Below are 17,843 nucleotides of genomic sequence, written 5' to 3'. Positions count from 1 at the left end.
GTTGTGCCCTGAGCGTCGATGATAAATGCAAGATCAAACACGGATGAACCCCTCCATGGCGGCCGCCAACTCAAAAATTCGACGGTCCGAACCGCCGGCCGCGGCGAGCATCAATCCCACCGGAACCTCGCCCTCGCGATGAACCGGCAGCGAAATTCCGCAGCCGTCGATCATATTGATCAGCGTGCAGTTGCGCAGCGACAGCAGGTTGGCCGTGGTGAACGTCTTGTCGTCGTTCATGTCGGCGATCCGCGGCGGCGTGTTGGCGGTGGTCGGCAGTGCCAGGGCGTCATAAGGCGCAAGGCGCGCCGTCGCGCGCGCGACCAGCGATTTCCGCGCCTTGACGAGATCGATATAGTCGGCCGCGCTCTGGCTCTCGCCGCGCATGATGCGGCTGGCGACGCGGGGGTCGTAAATATCGCCTTTGGCTGCGATGAGATAGCGATGCCAGGCATAGCTCTCCGCCGCGGCGAAGCCGCCCTTGACGCTCATCGGCGCGACGTCGAGAAATTCCGGCACCGCGATACGTTCGATCAATGCGCCCCCACGCGCGAGTTTTTCCAGCGCGCGCTCGAAGGTTTTCGCGACCGCATCTTCGAGATCGTCCAGCGCGACGGTGTTCGGGACGGCGAGCCGCATGCCCCTGATCGGCCGCGGCTGCAGCGGTGTGACCGGCTCGTTCGCGAGCACGGCATCCAGCACCGCGCAACAGTTAACCGTGCGCGCCAGCGGTCCGATACTGTCCAGCGTCGATGATAGCGGCACCGCGCCGTCGAGCGGCACACGGCGCTGCGTCGGCTTGAAGCCGACGATGCCGTTATATGCCGCCGGAATCCGGCACGAGCCGCCGGTGTCGGTGCCCAAGCCGCCATGCGCCATGCCATCGACGACGGACACCGCGGCGCCGGACGACGATCCGCCCGGCACATGGCCGACGCCGCGCTGCCATGCGCCCTTCGGCGTGCCGTAATGCGGATTGATGCCGATCCCGGAATAGGCAAACTCCGTCATGTTGGTGCGGCCGATCACCACAAAACCGGCGCGCCGCAGCCGCGCCACTGCGGGCGCATCGGCGACCGCCGGGGCGGAGTCTTCCAATGCCCGCGAGCCTGCCCGGGTCACCTGCCCCTCGATGTCGAACAGGTCCTTGATCGATATCGGGATGCCGGCAAACGGCGATGGCGCGGCCCTGACCTCGCGTAAGCGATCCATCGCCTCTGCCGCCTCGATCGCAGCCTCCGCGTCGACATGAATGAAGGTCCGCATACCTTCACCTTGCGGATCGGCGATTTTCGCAAGACACGCATCAACCAGCGCGCGCGCCGTCGTGCGGCCGGCGTCGAGGTCGGCGACGAGGGAAGCGAGGGTGGGCGTATCAGACATCGTCATTTCTCGGTCATGGCCGGGCTTGTTCCGGCCATCTATGTCTTAATGGCGAGGTCTGTAAGACGTGGATGCCCGGCACAAGGCCGGGCATGACGGCTATGAATCAAGTTTACCATCAACTTCCAGCTCCAGCAGCGCCGAACTCAGCGATTTGCCGTGCGCGTCCAGCGCCAGCGACCGCGTGACGCCGCCGCCGAGCGCGGCGGTCATAACGAAATTCAGCGCAGCGAGGTTGGGCAGTTCATACCGGACCACCTCGCCTTCGATAACGCCGGCAAAATGCGCTTTCACCCGCGCGCTGGTGACCTGTTCAAGCAGCAGCGGATAGTACTTCTCGTCATAGGCGATCACCGATATGTTGGACGTGTTGCCCTTGTCGCCAGTGCGGGAATGGGCGATCTCGCGCAGTTTTACCATCACGCCTCCACAAAATGCACGGAAGGTTCTGCAAGTTCGCGCGGCAGTAATACCGACGCGACGGCGACGACGTCACGCGCCGATTTGGTGGCGCCGCCCCCGGCCGCGGGGCCGTTGGTGTAGAGCGTCTCGACCTCGTTGCCGATTCTTACCGCCTCGCGCAGGCTCTCGGTGCGTCCGGCGACGCGGACGCGCACCTCGTAGGGCTCATTGGCCCGCATGGAAACTTCAGCGCCGTGCAGCGAGTCGACGCCGATCAGGTCGAAGCGCAACTCGCTGCTCTGCACGCCGGTGAGTTTCAGCCGCTCGCGTACGATCTCCAGCGCCAGCCGTCCGCGCGCCAATGCGCCGGGACCTGCATAGGAAATCTGCCCCTCGCCGATATAGCTGTCGACATAGCCGACGGAAACTTTAAGCGTATCGGTCCGCTTGGTGCCGCGCCCGCCGCTGACGCGAACGCAATCCGGCGCGATCTCCTCGATCTTCACCTGCGAAAAATCCGCGGTCACGTCGGGCTGCAGATATTTCGCGGGATCGTGCACCTCATACAGCAACTGTTCCTTGCAGGTTTGCGCGGTTACAGCACCGCCGGAGCCCGCGACCTTGGTGATGACGAGCGATCCGTCTGCGCCGACTTCACCAATAGGAAAGCCTAGGCGCGCCAGCCCCGTTACGTCCTTGTAACCGGGGTCGGCAAAATAGCCGCCGGTGATCTGTCCGGCGCATTCCAGCAGGTGTCCGGCGACGGTGCCCTGCCCCAGCAGGTTCCAGTCGTCCATCGCCCAACCGAACGCATGGATCATCGGCGCCAGGAATAGCGCGGGGTCTGACGCGCGTCCCGTAATCACAATATGGGCGCCGCCGCTCAATGCGTCCGCCATCGGCCCCGCTCCGAGATAGGCGTTGGCGGAGAGCAGCCGATTGCCGAGCTGTTTGATCGTGCCGTCAAATTCCATGATGCGAAGATCGCCATCCTTGCAGGCGTCGAGCACGTCGTCGCCGATCACGGCCGCGATCTTCAGTGACAATCCGAGCGACTTGGCGATCTCCGCGGTCCTGCGCGCCGCGGCATGCGGATTGGCCGCGCCCATATTGGTGACGATCTTGATGCCCTTTGCAGCGCAGACCAGCAGCACCGCGCGCATCCGCTCTTCGAGCAGTGGATCATAACCCGCATCGGGATTCTTCATCCGCGCCTGCTGCGCCAGCGCGACGGTGCGTTCGCCCAGGCATTCGAACACCAGGTAATCGATATCGCCTTTTTCGGCGAGTTCGACCGCAGGCTCGATGCGATCGCCGGAATAACCGGCGCCGGATCCTATTCGTATGGTGCGCACCGTATTCTCCGCCATTGCGAGCAGCGAAGCGGCGAAATCATCCAGGCCTTTATTGCGGCTGCCGGATCGATCCACTTCGCTCGCAATGACGAAATAGTAGCCTAGACGATCGAAGGCATACAAGCGTTCTGGAATACACGCCATGCGCGGATAAGACGGCCCGTTGACGCCGGGGTGTCAATGTCGCATCAAGAGCGAAACAACAAGCCATCAGGGAGTTCATGCCACATGGCCGAACCGCAGCGCGCGCGACCGAAACCGACGCCGGAAACCCAACATTTCTGGGATGGCACGCAGGCCGGAGAGCTTCGTCTGCAGCGCTGCGACGCCTGCGCCAATGTGTATTTCCCGCCGCGGCCGTTTTGTCCGGCCTGCGCCTCGCGCCAGGTCAGCGTGTTCAAGGCCAGCGGTAAGGGCAAGCTGTACAGCTACGTAATTCATCACCGCCCGGTGCCCGGTTTCACGCCGCCTTATTCGATAGCCGTGGTCGAACTCGATGAGGGACCACGCATGATGACGAACATTGTCGATTGCCCGCAAACGCCGGAAGCGCTCGAACTTGACATGAAGCTGGAAGTGAAATTCGAAAAGCTCGACGACGCCATCACCCTTCCCTTGTTCCGTCCGGGGAAGGGTTGAGCAGATGCGGAGGCATCACGTTGCCGTCGTCGGTGCGGCCGAAACCACCGAACTCGGCGTCATTCCGAACCAGTCGCAGATTCAACTGCATGCGGATGCGGCGCTGAATGCCATCGCCGATGCCGGCCTGAAGCTGTCCGACATCGACGGGCTGGCTACCGCCGTGGAAACGCCGCAGCAGATCGCGCACTATCTCGGAATCACGCCGACCTGGGTCGACGGCACATCGGTCGGCGGCTGCTCGTTCATGCTGCATGTCCGCCACGCGGCCGCCGCCATCGAGGCCGGGCTGTGCAAGACCGTGCTGATCACCCACGCCGAAAGCGGCAAGTCGAATATCGGCCGCACTCCGCGCATGATCGGCGCCGACAGCCTCAACGGCCAGTTCGAATTGCCCTATGGCGTCTCGACGCCGGCCAGCATGTTTCCGATCCCGGTGCTACGCTACATGAAGACCCACGGCATCACCCATGAACAGATAGCGATGGTCGCGGTGGTGCAGCGCGAATGGGCCGCGAGAAATCCGCGCGCCACCATGAAGACGCCGATCACCGTCGAAGACGTGCTGAATTCTCGGATGATCGCGTATCCGTTCCGTATCCTGCAATGCTGCCTCGTTACCGATGGCGGCGGCGCGCTGATCCTCACCAGCGCCGACCGCGCCGGGGATTTCCCGCAAAAGCCGGTCTATATCCTGGGCACCGGCGAGAGCGTGGAGACCCCGATGGTCAGCCAGATGCAGACATTCGACTCCTCGCGCGCGTTCAAGGTCGCAGGTCCCCTCGCGTTCCAGGAGGCAGGCATCGGGCACAAGGACGTCGATCACCTGATGGTCTACGACGCCTTCGCGCATCTGCCGCTGTATGGGCTGGGCGACCTCGGCTTCATGCCGCATGAAGAGACCGGAAAATTCATCGCCGAAGGCAATACCAGGCCGGGCGGCAAGCTGCCGCTCAACACCAACGGCGGCGGACTGAGCTATATGCATTCCGGCATGTATGGCATGTACGCGCTGCAGGAAAGCGTGCGGCAGATGCGCGGCACAGCGCCGGCGCAGGTTCCAGGCGCGAAAATTTCGGTGTGCCACGGCGTCGGCGGCATGTTCGCGGCGTCAGGCACCATTATTTTCACGAACGAGAAGTAACGGCGAAGCGGCGATACCACACAGCGTCGTTGCCGGCTTGACCCGGCAATCCATCCTCTTCGAAAGATTCTAGTGAAGAAGGATGGATACGCGGGTCAAGCCCGCGCATGACGCATCGGGTGTGGCGGCAGTCCGGCACAACAGGGAGCACTCAATGAGCAAATCACTCGATGGCAAATCCATTATCGTCACCGGCGCGGGGCGCGGCATCGGGCGCGAGATCGCGCTGCTGTGCGCGGCGGAAGGCGCAAAAGTCGTGGTCAACGATCCTGGGGTCGCCGCCGACGGCTCGGGTTCGAACGCGGCGCCGGCCGAGGAAGTCGCCGAGGAAATCAAGAAGCGCGGCGGCACGGCGGTGGCGAATTTCGAGACCGTCGCCGAGGCCATTCCCGCCAGCAAAATCGTCAAAACCGCGATCGACTCATTCGGCAAGCTTGACGGCGTGGTGAATAACGCCGGCATCCTGCGCGACGCGATCTTTCACCGCATGAGCATCGACGCGTTCGAATCCGTCATCAAGGTGCATCTGATGGGCTCGTTCTATGTCTCGCACGCCGCCGCCCGGCTGTTTCGCGAGCAGGAGAGCGGGTCGTTCGTGCACTTCACCTCGACCTCGGGCCTGGTCGGGAATTTCGGCCAGGCCAATTATGCCGCGGCAAAACTCGGGATCGTGGGACTGTCGAAATCGATCGCGCTCGACATGGAGCGCTTTCACGTGCGTTCCAACTGCGTGTCGCCGTTCGCCTGGAGCCGCCTGATCGGCACCATTCCGACCGAGACCGAGGCGGAAAAGGCGCGGGTCGCCAAAATCCAGCAGATGGGGCCGGAAAAGATCGCACCGCTATGCGCGTTCCTGCTCAGCGATGCCGCCAAGGACGTGACCGGGCAGATTTTCGCCGTGCGCATGAATGAGATTTTCCTGATGAGCCAGTCGCGGCCGTTGCGTTCGATCCACCGCGCCGAGGGCTGGACCCCGGAAACCATCGCGGCGCACGGCATGCCGGCGCTGAAGTCGTCATTCTACAAGCTCGATCGCTCGGCGGATATTTTCAACTGGGATGCGATCTGACGGCGATCTCTGCACGAGTCGTCCTCGTGAAAGCGGGACGACAACGGAAGAATGTTGCCCGCTTTATGCCGGAATGTCGGCTCATGGTTGCCTTCCCAACAAAAACAACGCGGGAGGAAATCATGACAAATTGTTCGAATTTACCCACCCCCCAAACCGAACCGGGCTCCGCCGGCCTCGACCGCCGCCGCCTGCTGAAAACAGGAGCCGCCCTTGCAGCCGCCGCGCTGATGGCGCCCGACGCGCTCGCCCGCGATTACGGCCGCGGCGCGGAGCCGCAGCGCTATCCCGATCCCGACATCGTCGTGCTCGACGACAAGCGCTTCAAAGCCAAAGTCGGCAACACGGCGATCAAGCGTCTGTACACCGGATGCCTGTGGGCCGAAGGCCCGGCCTGGAATACCGTGGGGCAGTATCTGGTATGGAGCGATATCCCCAACAACCGCCAACTCCGCTACATCGACGAGACCGGCTATATCTCGGAGCGCTTCCATACTGCCTCCAATGAAAGCAATGGTAATACCTTCGATTTCGAAGGCCGGCAGATCACCGCCGAGCGTACCCGGCTGGTGCGCTTCGAGCATAATGGCAGCCTTAGCGTTCTCGCCGAGCAGGCCAACGGCAAGCCGCTCAACGGGCCCAACGACATGGTTGTGCATCCCAACGACCGATCGATCTGGTTTACCGATCCCGGCTACGGCGCGATCAGCATCTATGAGGGCCAGCGCGCCAACACCGGCTCGGTGCAGCCCTATCAGAAGGAAGCGGTATATCGCGTCGACGCGCAGTCGGGCCAGGTCGCAAAGGTCGCCGACGACCCGTTCAAGCCGAACGGTATCGCCTTCAGCCATGACTACAAGAAGGTCTATGTCTGCGATACCGGCATCACGCATTATCGGGACGCGAAGAATATCGTTTGGCAATACGACCTTAACGGCGACAAGCTTTCCAATCCGCGCATGCTGATCGACATGACGTTGGACGGCAAATCAGGCTTTCCCGATGGTTTGCGGGTAGACACCGACGGCAATATCTGGGTCGGCGCCGGCTGGGTTGGCGACGGTTATGACGGCGTCCATATCTTCGCGCCGGACGGCGCACGCATCGGCCAGATCCGGCTGCCGGAAACCTGCGCCAATGTCTGTTTCGGCGGCAAGAAGCGGAATCGCCTGTTCATGACCGCGAGCCAGTCGCTGTATGCGGTGTATGTGGAGACGCAGGGCGCGCATAATTGCTGAGGCGCCGTGCCCCGGACGCAACGCACCGCCATGGCGGCGCTGCGTCCGGGACGCGATCAACCGCTATTCCTTAGTCCCGCGGAGATCCCGTTGATGGTGATCTGGATGCCACGCAGCACCTGCTCATCGGCGACTTCGCCGTCCGGCAATTCCTTGCGATGCTCCTTCAGCAGTTCCACCTGGACGTGATTGAGCGGATCTAGATAGGGAAAGCGGTTGCGGATCGAACGTTCCAGCAGCGGATTGCCCTGCAGCAGCCGGTCGTGGCCCATGATATCGAGCAGCGTCTCGATCGAGGCGTGCCATTCGCGGCGGATGCGTCCGAAGATGCGTTCGCGCAGTTCCGCATCGGGCACCAGTTCGGCGTAGCGCGAGGCAATGGCGATGCTGCTTTTGGCCAGCACCATGTCCATGTTCGACAACAGCGTGCGGAAGAACGGCCACTCGCGATACAGCTCCTGCAGGAACGGCATGCCCTTGTCGGGGTGCTCGATTATCCACATCTCGACCGCGCTGCCGAAACCGTACCAGCCGGGTAGCATCAGGCGGCATTGCGCCCAGCTGAATACCCAGGGAATCGCGCGGAGATCCTCGATCGCCCGGGTTTTCTTGCGGGACGCCGGCCGGCTGCCGATGTTCAGCGTGGCAATTTCGGTGATAACGGTCGACGCCCAGAAGTAATCCACGAAACCCTCGGTTTCATAGACGAGGTTGCGATAGGCCTTGAACGCGAATGCTGAAAGCTGCTCCATCGCCTCGAGATATTCGGGGCGCGGCGCGCTGTGCCGCGGCTGCAGCAGGCTTGCCTCCAACGTCGCCGCCGCCAGAATCTCCAGGTTGTTGCGGCCGACTTCGGCGTTGGAATATTTGCTGGAGATGATCTCGCCCTGCTCGGTGATCCGGATCTGGCCGTTCACCGCACCGCCGGGCTGCGCCAGGATTGCGTCATAGCTCGGGCCGCCGCCGCGGCCGACCGAACCGCCGCGGCCGTGAAACAGCCGCAGCCGCACATGGTGGCGTTCGAACACCTCGACCAGCCCGATCTCGGCCTTATAGAGCTCCCAGCCGGAAGTGACGAAACCGCCGTCCTTGTTGCTGTCGGAATAGCCGAGCATCACTTCCTGCACCGCGCCGCGGCTGTCGACCAGCTTTCGATAATCGTGCAGCGACAGCAACCGGTCCATGATGGCGGCACTGCCCTGCAGATCCTCGATGGTTTCAAACAGCGGCACGATGTTGATGGCGCTGCGGCCCTTGGGATCGACCAGCCCGACCTCTTTCAACAGCAGCGCCACTTCGAGCATGTCGGATACGCCCTGGCACATGGAGATGATGCACTGGGGGATCACCTCGGCGCCGAACCTGCCATGCGCTTCGGCCGCCGCGCGAAACACCGCGAGTTCGTTCAGCGTCTCCTCGGTATATTTCACAAATGGCGAGGCTAGCGGCCGGGTACTGCGCAATTCCGCCGCCAGCAGCGTGATCCGTGCGTCCTCGTTCAGCGCCATATAGGATGTGCCGGGGAAAGCGGCGTCCACCATTTCGGTGATGGTGCGCTCGTGCACTGCGGAATTCTGCCTGATATCGAGACTGGCGAGATGGAAACCGAAACAGTCGGCGGCTCGGCGTAGCGAGCGCAGGCGCCCTCGCGCGATCACGCGGGAGTTGTTCGATATCAGCGAGCGATCGAGAATATCGAGATCGGCCTTGAACTCTTTGGCCTCGGCGTAAGGAGCGGCCTCGCCGACCGGCGCGCGGCTGGTCTCCACGTCGAGTTCCAATGCAGTGGCAGCAAGACGCGCATAGATGCCGGATACCGCGAGCCGGTACGGCTCCCCGCTGCGATGGGGCGAGAGATCGGGCGAGCGTCCGGCGAGCGAGCGGAGTTCCTCGGAAACATCGGCGAGATGGGCCGCGAGCGACAGTTCGGCGCCCAGCGCGTGCAGTTCCTCGAGATAGAACCGCAACACGCAGGTCGACTGCATGCGCAGCGTGCCGCGCATGACCTCCGAAGTAACGAAGGGGTTGCCGTCACGGTCGCCGCCGATCCAGCTTCCCATCCGCAGGAACGACGCCAGTTCCTCGCGCTCATCCGTATTGCCCGGCGCGTCTTCGGCGTGCAACCGGTCTTCCAGTGCACAATGCAGCCGCGGCACCTCGCGCAGGAACGTGTAGTCGTAAAATGACAGTCCGTTGGCGACTTCGTCCAATACGGTGAGCTTGGTCCGGCGCAACAGGTTGGTCTGCCACAGCGTCAGCACGGCGCGCCGCAATTGCTCTTCGCTGGCTTCGAATTCGTCCCCGGTCAGGTGCATGCGTTCGCGCCGGTCGAGCAGCGCCGCAATTTCCATTTCACGGTCGATGGTGCTCTTGCGGCGGACTTCGGTCGGATGCGCCGTGAGGACCGGGCTGACCAGCGCGGCCCCGAAAAACCGGCGTAGCTCATCGGTGCCGATCCCGGCCTCGCGCGCATGGCCGAGCGTGCGGGCCAGCACGCCCACAGTGCCGGCGGAATTTTGGCTACGCATCTGCCGGATGTTGTTATGGTCCTCGGCGATATTGGCCAGATGCGAGAAATAGCTGAAGGCACGGACGATTCGAACGGTCTCCGCCGTGGACATGCTGTCGAGCATAAGCTCCAATTCGCGTCGCGCCACCCGGTCCTCGTCGCGATGGAACCGGATCGAGGTCTGCCGGATGTGCTCGACCAGGTCGAACACGTCCATCCCCTCCTGATCGCGCACGGTGTCGCCGAGGATACGGCCCAGCAGCCGTATTTCCTCGCGCAGCCGCCCGTCCGCCTCGAGGGCGGCGATATCTTCGGCGCGATTGGCTCGCGAGTCGGGTTCGGAAGGCATGATCTGGGACGACATGACTGGCTCCAGAAAACTGCCCGGCAATCATTCAGTCGCAAGTTTTTGTGGCGGGGGCAAGATCAAGATAAAGGCGGGCTACTTTCGTCGTTCCCGCGAAGGTGGCCCCTGGCAGTGGTGCCGTGAAAGGCATCCACTTCCGGAACTGAAACCAGAAGACACGGCGTAGGGTTTCCGCTTGCGCGGGGACGACACCTGTTCAAATTCTCCGGCCCGCCCGCTCCCAATACGGATCGCGCAGGCGGCGCTTGAAGATTTTCCCGGAATCTTCGCGCGGCAGGCCGGTCTGGACCGCGATGTGTTTCGGCACCTTGTAGTCGGCCAGCGCTGCCTTGAGCTGCGCGCGCAGCGCCGCGACGTCGAGCGCCACGCCCGGCTCCGGTTCCACCACCGCCATCAATGCCTCGCCGAACTCCTCGTCCGGAATGCCGAATACCGCGCAATCGTGCACGCCGGAAACCGCGTGCAACGCCGCCTCGATTTCCGCGGGATAGATGTTGACCCCGCCTGAGATCACCATGTCGCGCTTGCGGTCACAGATGAAAACATAGCCGTCGGCGTCGATGTAGCCGACATCGCCGGAGGTAATAAATCCGTCGCGCTCGATCTCGGCGCGCTTTTCCGGCTTATTATGATAGGTGAAATCAGGATTGCCGGCGATCCGCGAATAGATTTCGCCGATCTCGCCTTGCCGAAGTATTTGCCCGTTATCGCCGACAAAGCGCAGTTCGGCGCCGGGGGATATCCTGCCGACGGTGCCGGGCTTGGTCAGCGCATCCTCCGAATTTGCAAAAGTGACCGCGCCGGTCTCGGTGGAACCATAGAACTCATAGATCACCGGTCCCCACCACTCGATCATGGCCCGCTTGACGGCGGCGGGACAAGGCGCGGCGGCATGGATGACATGGCGTAGCGACGACACGTTGTATCTCGCGCGCACATCATCGGGCAGTTTCATCAGCCGGATAAACATGGTCGGCACCATGAAGACGGTGTCGATCTTTTCGTCCTGGACGATGCGCAAAAATTGTTCCGGATCGAACCGCGGCATCAGTACCAGCGCGCCGCCGAGCCGGCCCGAGCGCAGCCCGAACGAATTCGGCGCCGAATGATACAGCGGTCCCGGCAGCAGCGCGCGCACGCCTGGCCGCGTGCCATAGATCATCGCACGCATCCGTTCGGATGAAGCGGCCTGCTCCGGAGTCGGCGCGTGTCGCCGGACGCCCTTGGGATGGCCTGTGGTGCCCGACGTGTAAATCATGTTCATCGGCGCCGGCAGCGTCGGACCATCGTAGGGTTCTTGCCAAGCCAGCCAGTTCTCGAAATCGTGCGCGCCATCGGGCAAGGCAAGGTGATCGGGATCAATCTTGTAATTCGCCAGGATTTCCGGCGGCGTTGAAACACTGAGCAGGGTGACAGCAGGGGATATCCCGCCGCGCAATTGGTGGAGCATATCGGCATGACCGATCAACGCCCGCGTGCCGGAATCCTGAAGGACATAGAGTATTTCTTCCCGCTTGAAATGCCAGTTCACCGGTACCGCATAGGCCCCCAGCAGTGCTGCCGCATAGGCCGCCTCGATAAAGGCGATATCGTTGCGCATCAGGATGCAGACGCTGTCGCCCTGAGCGACGCCGAGTTGCTGCAAGCCACCGGCGATCCGGCGCGCGCGATCGGCGACTTCGGCGTGGGTGCGGCGTCGGTCGCCGGAGATGATGCCGAGGAAAAGAGGCTGAGAGTCGGTCATAGGGTTCTTCGTTGTTTGACGAGCAATATCCCCGTCATCACCAGGCGTGTCCTGAGGATCCACGTCTTACTTTTTTGTATTTGCAGCCAAAGACGTGGATGACCGGGACAAGCCCGGCCATGACGGAGCATGACCTTTCACACATCCGCAAACCTTGGTGCGCGCTTTTCCATGTTGGCGCGCACCGCCTCGGTTTGATTAGGCGCGCCAATCAACTGCTGTTGCTCCACCGATTCCGCCATCAGCGCGGGCCCGGGATCGACCGACAGGTTGTTCAGCATGCGTTTTGCCGCGCGGATTGCGTGCGGACTCTTGTCGGCGATCTCGCGCGCAGTCTGCATCGCCACGGCGTGCGGGTCGTCGACGATCCGGGTCGCCAAGCCATAGCTCAGCGCTTCCTGGGCCGAAAAAATCCGGCCGGTATAAGTCAGTTCGCGCAGAATATCGTCGCGGACCAGCGTGGCGAGAATAGGCGTACCCGCCATGTCCGGGATCAAGCCCCATTTGATTTCCATAATCGACATCCGCGCATCCGGGGTGAGAAAGCGCATGTCGGCGCCCAGCGCGAGTTGAAAGCCACCGCCGAACGCGACGCCCTGGATGGCGGCAATCACCGGCACCGGCAATTGGCGCCAGCCCCACACCGCCTGCTGCGGAAAGTTGGCAAGACCGTGGGTGCGCGCGGTGAGGTCGCGGCTTTCGCCGCCGGCGACCCCGTTGCCGCCGTCGGCCTTCATCGCGGCGAAACGGCCCATGTCGAGGCCGGCACAAAAGGCGCGGCCTTCGCCGGACAATACTACGGCACGCAGGCCCTTCTGGCGGGCGAGCCTATCAACGGTGGCGACCAGCGCCTCGAACATCGCGGCGTCCAATGCATTCATCTTATCCGCCCGCACCAGCCGGACGTCGGCGACACCGTCTGACATCGAAACCGAGACGCGATCATCCATGGGGTTCTCTCTGCTCTTATTCCTTGTTTGCCGGCTTTACAGAAAGGCGTTGGCCGGATTTAGTCAATCAACAATAACCGACGATGCTCAAGGGCGGAAACCTTCATGTTTACTCAGCAGCTTCTCGCGGGCCGGCGCATCCTCGTTACCGGGGGCGGCACCGGTCTCGGCAAATCCATGGCGTCGCGTTTCCTCGAACTCGGCGCCGAGGTGCATATCTGCGGGCGCCGTAAGAGCGTCTGCGACGAAACCGCGACCGAATTGATGGACGCCTATGGCGGGCGTGTCGTGAGCCATGGCGTCGACATCAGGAACGCGCTCGCGGTCGACGAAATGATCGAGGCGATCTTCACCGAAGGTCCGCTCACCGATCTGATCAACAACGCGGCGGGCAATTTCATCTCGCGCAGCGAGGACCTGACGCCGCGCGGCTTCGATGCGGTGGCCAATATCGTGATGCACGGTACCTTTTATGTGACCCACGCCGTCGGACGGCGCTGGATCGCCGCCAGGCAGCGCGGCAACGTGGTGTCGATCACCGTGACATGGGTACGCAACGGCTCGCCTTATGTCGTGCCTTCGGCGATGAGCAAGTCCGCCATTCATGCCATGACCATGTCGCTTGCCACCGAATGGGGCCATTACGGCATCCGTCTCAACACCATCGCGCCGGGTGAGATCCCGACCGAAGGCATGAGCAAGCGCATCAAGCCGGGCGACGAGGCCGGCGCACGGACCAAGGCGCAAAACCCCATGGGACGGGTCGGCCGCATGGAGGAACTGCAGAATCTCGCGGTGTTCCTGATCTCCGGCGGCTGCGACTGGATTAACGGCGAAACCATCGCCATGGACGGCGGCCAGGCGCTGGCAATGGGCGGCAACTTCTATCAACTGCGCGACTGGTCCGATGCCGACTGGATCCAGGCCCGCGATTCCATCAAGGCGCAGAACGAAAAGGACCGCGCTGCAAGGGGGTGACACGCCGTCCCCGCGAAGGCGTCGACCCATACGCCCGGGATCATCAACGAGAATGAGACGAGCCGAGCATGGTGGTTATGGGCTCCCGCCTTCGCGGGGGACGGCGTAGGATAGGCGCCGTCTTGCCATAACCGCGCAACACCGCCAAACTCCACAAAAACAAATCACTTAACGGGAGAAACATGTCCGATATCGCAGGCGCGCAAAACCTCGCCGACGTGATCCGCGCGCAGGCGCGGCTGCGCGGCTACACCACCGCCTTTGAATTCGAGGGCCGCCATACCGGCTTTGCTGGCCTCGACATTCATACCAACCGCGTCGCCAACGGGCTCAAGTCGCTAGGCGTCAGGCCAGGGGAGCGCGTCGCCTATCTCGGCAAGAACAGCGACATTTATTTCGAGCTGCTGCTTGGCGCGATGAAGGCCAATGTGGTGATGGCACCGGTCAACTGGCGGCTTGCCGGTCCCGAGATCGCTTTCATTGTCGAGGACTGCCGGGCGGCGGTCCTGTTCGTCGGTCCGGAATTTGTCGAGCAGGTGCGCGGCATCCGACAGCAGCTACCCAGCGTGCGCACCTTCATGACCACCGAAGGCGGTGCGGCGGACTGGCCAGATTTTACCGCCTGGCGCGACGCGCAGTCGAGCGGCGATCCGAAACTGCCGATCGTCGAAAAGGACATCGCGATCCAGCTTTACACCTCGGGCACCACCGGCAAGCCGAAAGGTGCGATGCTTTCGCATGCGAATTTTCTCTCGCTGGTGCGGGCCGGCGGCGGTGAGCGGCCGGATTGGAATACGTGGTCGGAGGACGACGTTTCGCTGGTGGCCATGCCGGTATTCCATATCGGCGGTTCCGGCTGGGGCATGCTCGGCCTCTATCACGGCGCCAAAGGGGTGATCGCGCGCGAATTCGACCCGACCAAAGTGCTGGATTTCTTGGAGCACTCCAAAATCACCAAACTGTTCATGGTGCCCGCGGCCATGCAGTTCGTGGTTCGGCAGCCGCGCGCACGCGAGGTGGATTTTTCGCGGTTGAAATACATGCTCTACGGTGCCTCGCCCATCCCCGCGGCGCTGCTGAAGGAGTGCATCGAGGTGTTCAAATGCGGTTTTGTGCAGATGTACGGCATGACCGAAACCACCGGCACCATCGTCGCTCTGCCGCCGGAGGACCACGTCGAGGGGCTGGACCGTATGCGGTCGGCCGGCAAGGCTTTGCCGGGCGTCGAACTGGCGATCCTCGATGCAAACGGCAACAAATTGCCGCCCGGCGAAGTCGGTGAAATCGCCACGCGCTCCGGCTCGAACATGGCCGGCTATTGGAATCTGCCGGAGGCTACCGCCAGGACGATCGATGCGGACAACTGGCTGCGCACCGGCGACGCCGGCTACCTGGACAAGGACGGCTATCTTTACATCCACGACCGCATCAAGGACATGATCATCTCCGGCGGCGAGAATATTTATCCGGCCGAAGTCGAAAGCGCGATCTGCGATCATCCGGATGTCGCGGAAGTCGCGGTGGTCGGCGTGCCCGACGACCAGTGGGGCGAAGCGGTCAAGGCGATTGTGGTGATGCGGCCGGGGAAACAGGCGACGCCTGCCGACATTATCGGCTTCACCCGGCAACGCATCGCCGGCTTCAAGACGCCGAAGTCGGTGGATTTCATCGAAGCCCTGCCGCGCAACGCCTCGGGGAAGATCCTGCGCCGCCATCTGCGCGACCCGTATTGGGCCGGCAAGGATAGACAGGTGAATTGAACTCCTTGCTGTCCCCGGCGCGATGCAGTGCGTAGCGCTGCTTTGCAGAACCGGGACCCCGGTTGGCAAGCAACTGGGCCGCGCCCTGCGTTGCGTCCGGGGAACGAGCGAGACGTCTTGCCGCGTTCGGGGGATATTCCGCTTATCGCCTCCCCGCCCCCATATAGCCGAACAGAAACCCCGCCACCTTGCGCTTCTGGATTTCCTCGCTGCCTTCGGTGATGCGATAGCGGCGGTGGTGGCGGTAGATGTGTTCGAACGGCTTGTGGCGCGAATAGCCCATGCCGCCATGCACCTGCATGGCGCGGTCGGCGGCTTCGCAGCACAGCCGGTTGGCCCAGAAATTACACATTGATACCTTGTCGGACAGCGTGTGCTCGACCTCGACCTGCGTCAGCCGGTCCATTTCCCACGCGGTCTTGCGGATCAACAGCCGCAGCATTTCCGTCTGCGTTGCAAGCTCCACCAGCGGCCACTGGATCGCCTGGTTTTCCGCCAGCGCCTTGCCGAACGGCTTTCGCTCCCGCGCATATTTTACGCTTTCTTCGATGCAGTACACGGCAGCACCGAGCGAACTCGCAGCCTGCCGTATCCGGTTCTCATGCACAAAGCACTGCGCCAGCGACAATCCGCGGCCGACCTCGCCGAACAGCGCATTGTCGGGCACGAAAACATCGGCAAAGGACACGCGGGGATGGTCGGTCGGCATATTGAAGGTCCACATATATTCTTCGACCTTCACGCCTGGGCTTTTCGCCGGCACCAGGAAACAGGTGATGCCGCGTGCGTCGCCGTCATTGCCCGAGGTGCGCGCGAACAGCGCGCAATGCGTCGCGGCATGCATGCCCGTGGTCCACATTTTCTGGCCGTTGATCGCCCAGCCCTTGACGTTGTCCCGCGTCGCGGGCACCGCGCGCGTCTCCATATGCGTCGCGTCCGAACCGTGCTCGGGTTCGGTCAAGCCGAAGGTGATGCGGTACTTGCCGGTGATCGAGCCTTCGATCATCGTCTTCTGATCGTCGGTTCCGTAACGATCCAGCATGGTTACCAACGGCAGATTGCCGACGATGGAATGCTCGTTCTGCAGATCGTTGTGCAGGCCGAGCCCCTTTGCGGCAAAATGCTCGCGGATCACCGACATCCACAGATTGGAGCCATCCTTGCCGCCGTAACGTTTCGGAATCGCGAAACGCAGATGCCCGGCGCCGTCGGCGAGATTCTTCGCGCGGCGCAGCAACGCTTCCCACTCGTGCCGCGGCAGTCCGCCATTGTCGAAATCGGTGCGCGCCCATTCGCGGCGATGGTCGAAAAAGCGGATGTTGTCGTCGTCCTGCTCGATCGGCTTGATTTCCTTGGCGATGAAATGGTCGAGCTCGGCGAGATAGCCGACGAGATCGGCGGGCAGCGAAAAATCCAAGGCGGTTCTCCCGGAGGTCGCGTTCTTGTCATTGCGAGGCAATCGATTAAGGTGACAAGCACAAATCGAGTCAAGCGTTGCCTGAACAACGCCACACGGGAGCGAACATGGATCTGAAATTTTCGACGGTGACGCACAAGGGTCCGATCACCATCGTGACGCTGTCGCGGCCGGAAGTGTACAACGCGCTGCATACCGACGCGCATTTCGAACTCAACAAGGTGTTCGACGAATTCTGCGCCGATCCGGAGCAATGGGTCGCGATCGTCACCGGCGCCGGCGACAAGGCGTTCTGCGCCGGCAACGACCTGAAATGGCAGGCGGCGGGAGGAAAACGCGGCTGGGACAAAGGCGGTTTCGCGGGCCTCACCTCGCGGTTCGATTGCGACAAGCCGATCATCGCCGCGGTCAACGGCGTCGCCATGGGCGGCGGGTTCGAGATCGCTCTGGCCTGCGACCTCATCATCGCCTCGGAGAACGCGCGGTTCGCGCTGCCGGAGCCGCATGTCGGCCTCGCGGCACTCGCCGGCGGATTGCAGCGATTGCCGCGCCAGATCGGGTTGAAGCGCGCGATGGGCATGATTCTCACCGCGCGCCATGTCAGCGCGGCGGAAGGCAAGGAACTCGGCTTTGTCAACGAAGTGGTGCCGCAGGGCGAGGCGCTGGCGGCGGCGGAGCGCTGGGCGGAGGCCATCTGCAAGAACTCGCCGATGTCGATCCGCGCCTCCAAGCAGGCGATCCAGATGGGCATGGCGGTATCGCTCGAACAGGCTATCACCGGGCAGCGAGAATATCCCGCGGTTAAGGCGATGGCGGCGTCGCAGGATTACATCGAGGGGCCGAAGGCGTTTTCGGAGAAGCGCCCGCCGAAATGGGTGGGGAGGTAGG

Annotated in this window: 14 protein-coding genes; 7 read left to right on the top strand and 7 right to left on the bottom strand. The window is 62.7% G+C overall.

Annotated features, from left to right (window positions below; genetic code table 11):
- Positions 1-33 precede the first annotated feature (33 nt).
- The 3 genes from ACFE72_RS05460 to ACFE72_RS05450 all read right to left on the bottom strand — a co-directional run bounded on the left by ACFE72_RS05460 (position 34) and on the right by ACFE72_RS05450 (position 3,140).
- Positions 34-1,383, bottom strand: coding sequence for an amidase (locus ACFE72_RS05460; RefSeq protein WP_375412040.1), 1,350 nt, complete (start codon positions 1,381-1,383; stop codon positions 34-36).
- Between the two features lie 99 nt (positions 1,384-1,482).
- A complete protein-coding gene (locus ACFE72_RS05455; protein ID WP_375412039.1) occupies positions 1,483-1,803 on the bottom strand; it encodes a hypothetical protein in 321 nt (106 codons plus the stop codon).
- Complete coding sequence (locus ACFE72_RS05450) at positions 1,803-3,140, bottom strand: acyclic terpene utilization AtuA family protein (RefSeq protein WP_375412052.1); 1,338 nt, start codon at positions 3,138-3,140, stop codon at positions 1,803-1,805. Before ACFE72_RS05450 ends, ACFE72_RS05455 begins: the two co-directional genes overlap by 1 nt.
- A 228-nt stretch (positions 3,141-3,368) precedes the next feature.
- On the opposite strand from ACFE72_RS05450, the gene ACFE72_RS05445 reads away from it, so the two are divergent.
- From ACFE72_RS05445 to ACFE72_RS05430, 4 genes are all read left to right on the top strand, one after another.
- Entirely contained in the window at positions 3,369-3,779 is a 411-nt protein-coding gene (locus tag ACFE72_RS05445; protein WP_375412038.1) for a Zn-ribbon domain-containing OB-fold protein, read from the top strand.
- A 4-nt stretch (positions 3,780-3,783) separates the two neighbouring features.
- A complete protein-coding gene (locus tag ACFE72_RS05440; RefSeq protein WP_375412037.1) occupies positions 3,784-4,923 on the top strand; it encodes a thiolase in 1,140 nt (379 codons plus the stop codon).
- A 154-nt stretch (positions 4,924-5,077) separates the two neighbouring features.
- Positions 5,078-5,992, top strand: a complete 915-nt coding sequence (locus tag ACFE72_RS05435) for an SDR family oxidoreductase (protein WP_375412036.1) — start codon at positions 5,078-5,080, stop codon at positions 5,990-5,992.
- 122 nt (positions 5,993-6,114) lie between these two features.
- Positions 6,115-7,230 carry an SMP-30/gluconolactonase/LRE family protein gene (locus ACFE72_RS05430; protein ID WP_375412035.1) on the top strand — a complete coding sequence of 372 codons (1,116 nt, stop codon included), beginning with the start codon at positions 6,115-6,117 and terminating at the stop codon, positions 7,228-7,230.
- A 56-nt stretch (positions 7,231-7,286) separates the two neighbouring features.
- Here ACFE72_RS05430 and ppc read toward each other — a convergent pair whose 3' ends face one another.
- The 3 genes from ppc to ACFE72_RS05415 form a co-directional block, all read right to left on the bottom strand.
- Positions 7,287-10,103, bottom strand: a complete 2,817-nt coding sequence (gene ppc, locus ACFE72_RS05425; RefSeq protein WP_375412034.1) for a phosphoenolpyruvate carboxylase — start codon at positions 10,101-10,103, stop codon at positions 7,287-7,289.
- A gap of 199 nt (positions 10,104-10,302) precedes the next feature.
- A complete protein-coding gene (locus ACFE72_RS05420; RefSeq protein WP_375412033.1) occupies positions 10,303-11,850 on the bottom strand; it encodes an acyl-CoA synthetase in 1,548 nt (515 codons plus the stop codon).
- 137 nt (positions 11,851-11,987) lie between these two features.
- Positions 11,988-12,800 carry a crotonase/enoyl-CoA hydratase family protein gene (locus ACFE72_RS05415; RefSeq protein ID WP_375412032.1) on the bottom strand — a complete coding sequence of 271 codons (813 nt, stop codon included), beginning with the start codon at positions 12,798-12,800 and terminating at the stop codon, positions 11,988-11,990.
- Positions 12,801-12,905: 105 nt separating this feature from the next.
- Here ACFE72_RS05415 and ACFE72_RS05410 point away from each other — a divergent pair, with 105 nt between their 5' ends.
- Together ACFE72_RS05410 and ACFE72_RS05405 are read left to right on the top strand one after the other, a co-directional pair.
- Positions 12,906-13,778 carry an SDR family oxidoreductase gene (locus tag ACFE72_RS05410; protein ID WP_375412031.1) on the top strand — a complete coding sequence of 291 codons (873 nt, stop codon included), beginning with the start codon at positions 12,906-12,908 and terminating at the stop codon, positions 13,776-13,778.
- A gap of 182 nt (positions 13,779-13,960) precedes the next feature.
- Positions 13,961-15,538, top strand: coding sequence for a fatty acid--CoA ligase (locus ACFE72_RS05405; RefSeq protein ID WP_375412030.1), 1,578 nt, complete (start codon positions 13,961-13,963; stop codon positions 15,536-15,538).
- A 142-nt stretch (positions 15,539-15,680) separates the two neighbouring features.
- Here ACFE72_RS05405 and ACFE72_RS05400 read toward each other — a convergent pair whose 3' ends face one another.
- Positions 15,681-16,955: an acyl-CoA dehydrogenase family protein gene (locus ACFE72_RS05400; protein ID WP_375412029.1), complete on the bottom strand. Its 1,275-nt coding sequence runs from the start codon at positions 16,953-16,955 to the stop codon at positions 15,681-15,683.
- 107 nt (positions 16,956-17,062) lie between these two features.
- On the opposite strand from ACFE72_RS05400, the gene ACFE72_RS05395 reads away from it, so the two are divergent.
- Positions 17,063-17,842: an enoyl-CoA hydratase-related protein gene (locus ACFE72_RS05395; RefSeq protein WP_375412028.1), complete on the top strand. Its 780-nt coding sequence runs from the start codon at positions 17,063-17,065 to the stop codon at positions 17,840-17,842.
- Position 17,843 lies beyond the last annotated feature (1 nt).

The organism is uncultured Bradyrhizobium sp., from assembly GCF_964252615.1.
In the GTDB taxonomy this organism is placed as follows: Bacteria; Pseudomonadota; Alphaproteobacteria; order Rhizobiales; family Xanthobacteraceae; genus Bradyrhizobium.
This window is presented reverse-complemented; position numbering and strand designations above follow the sequence as displayed.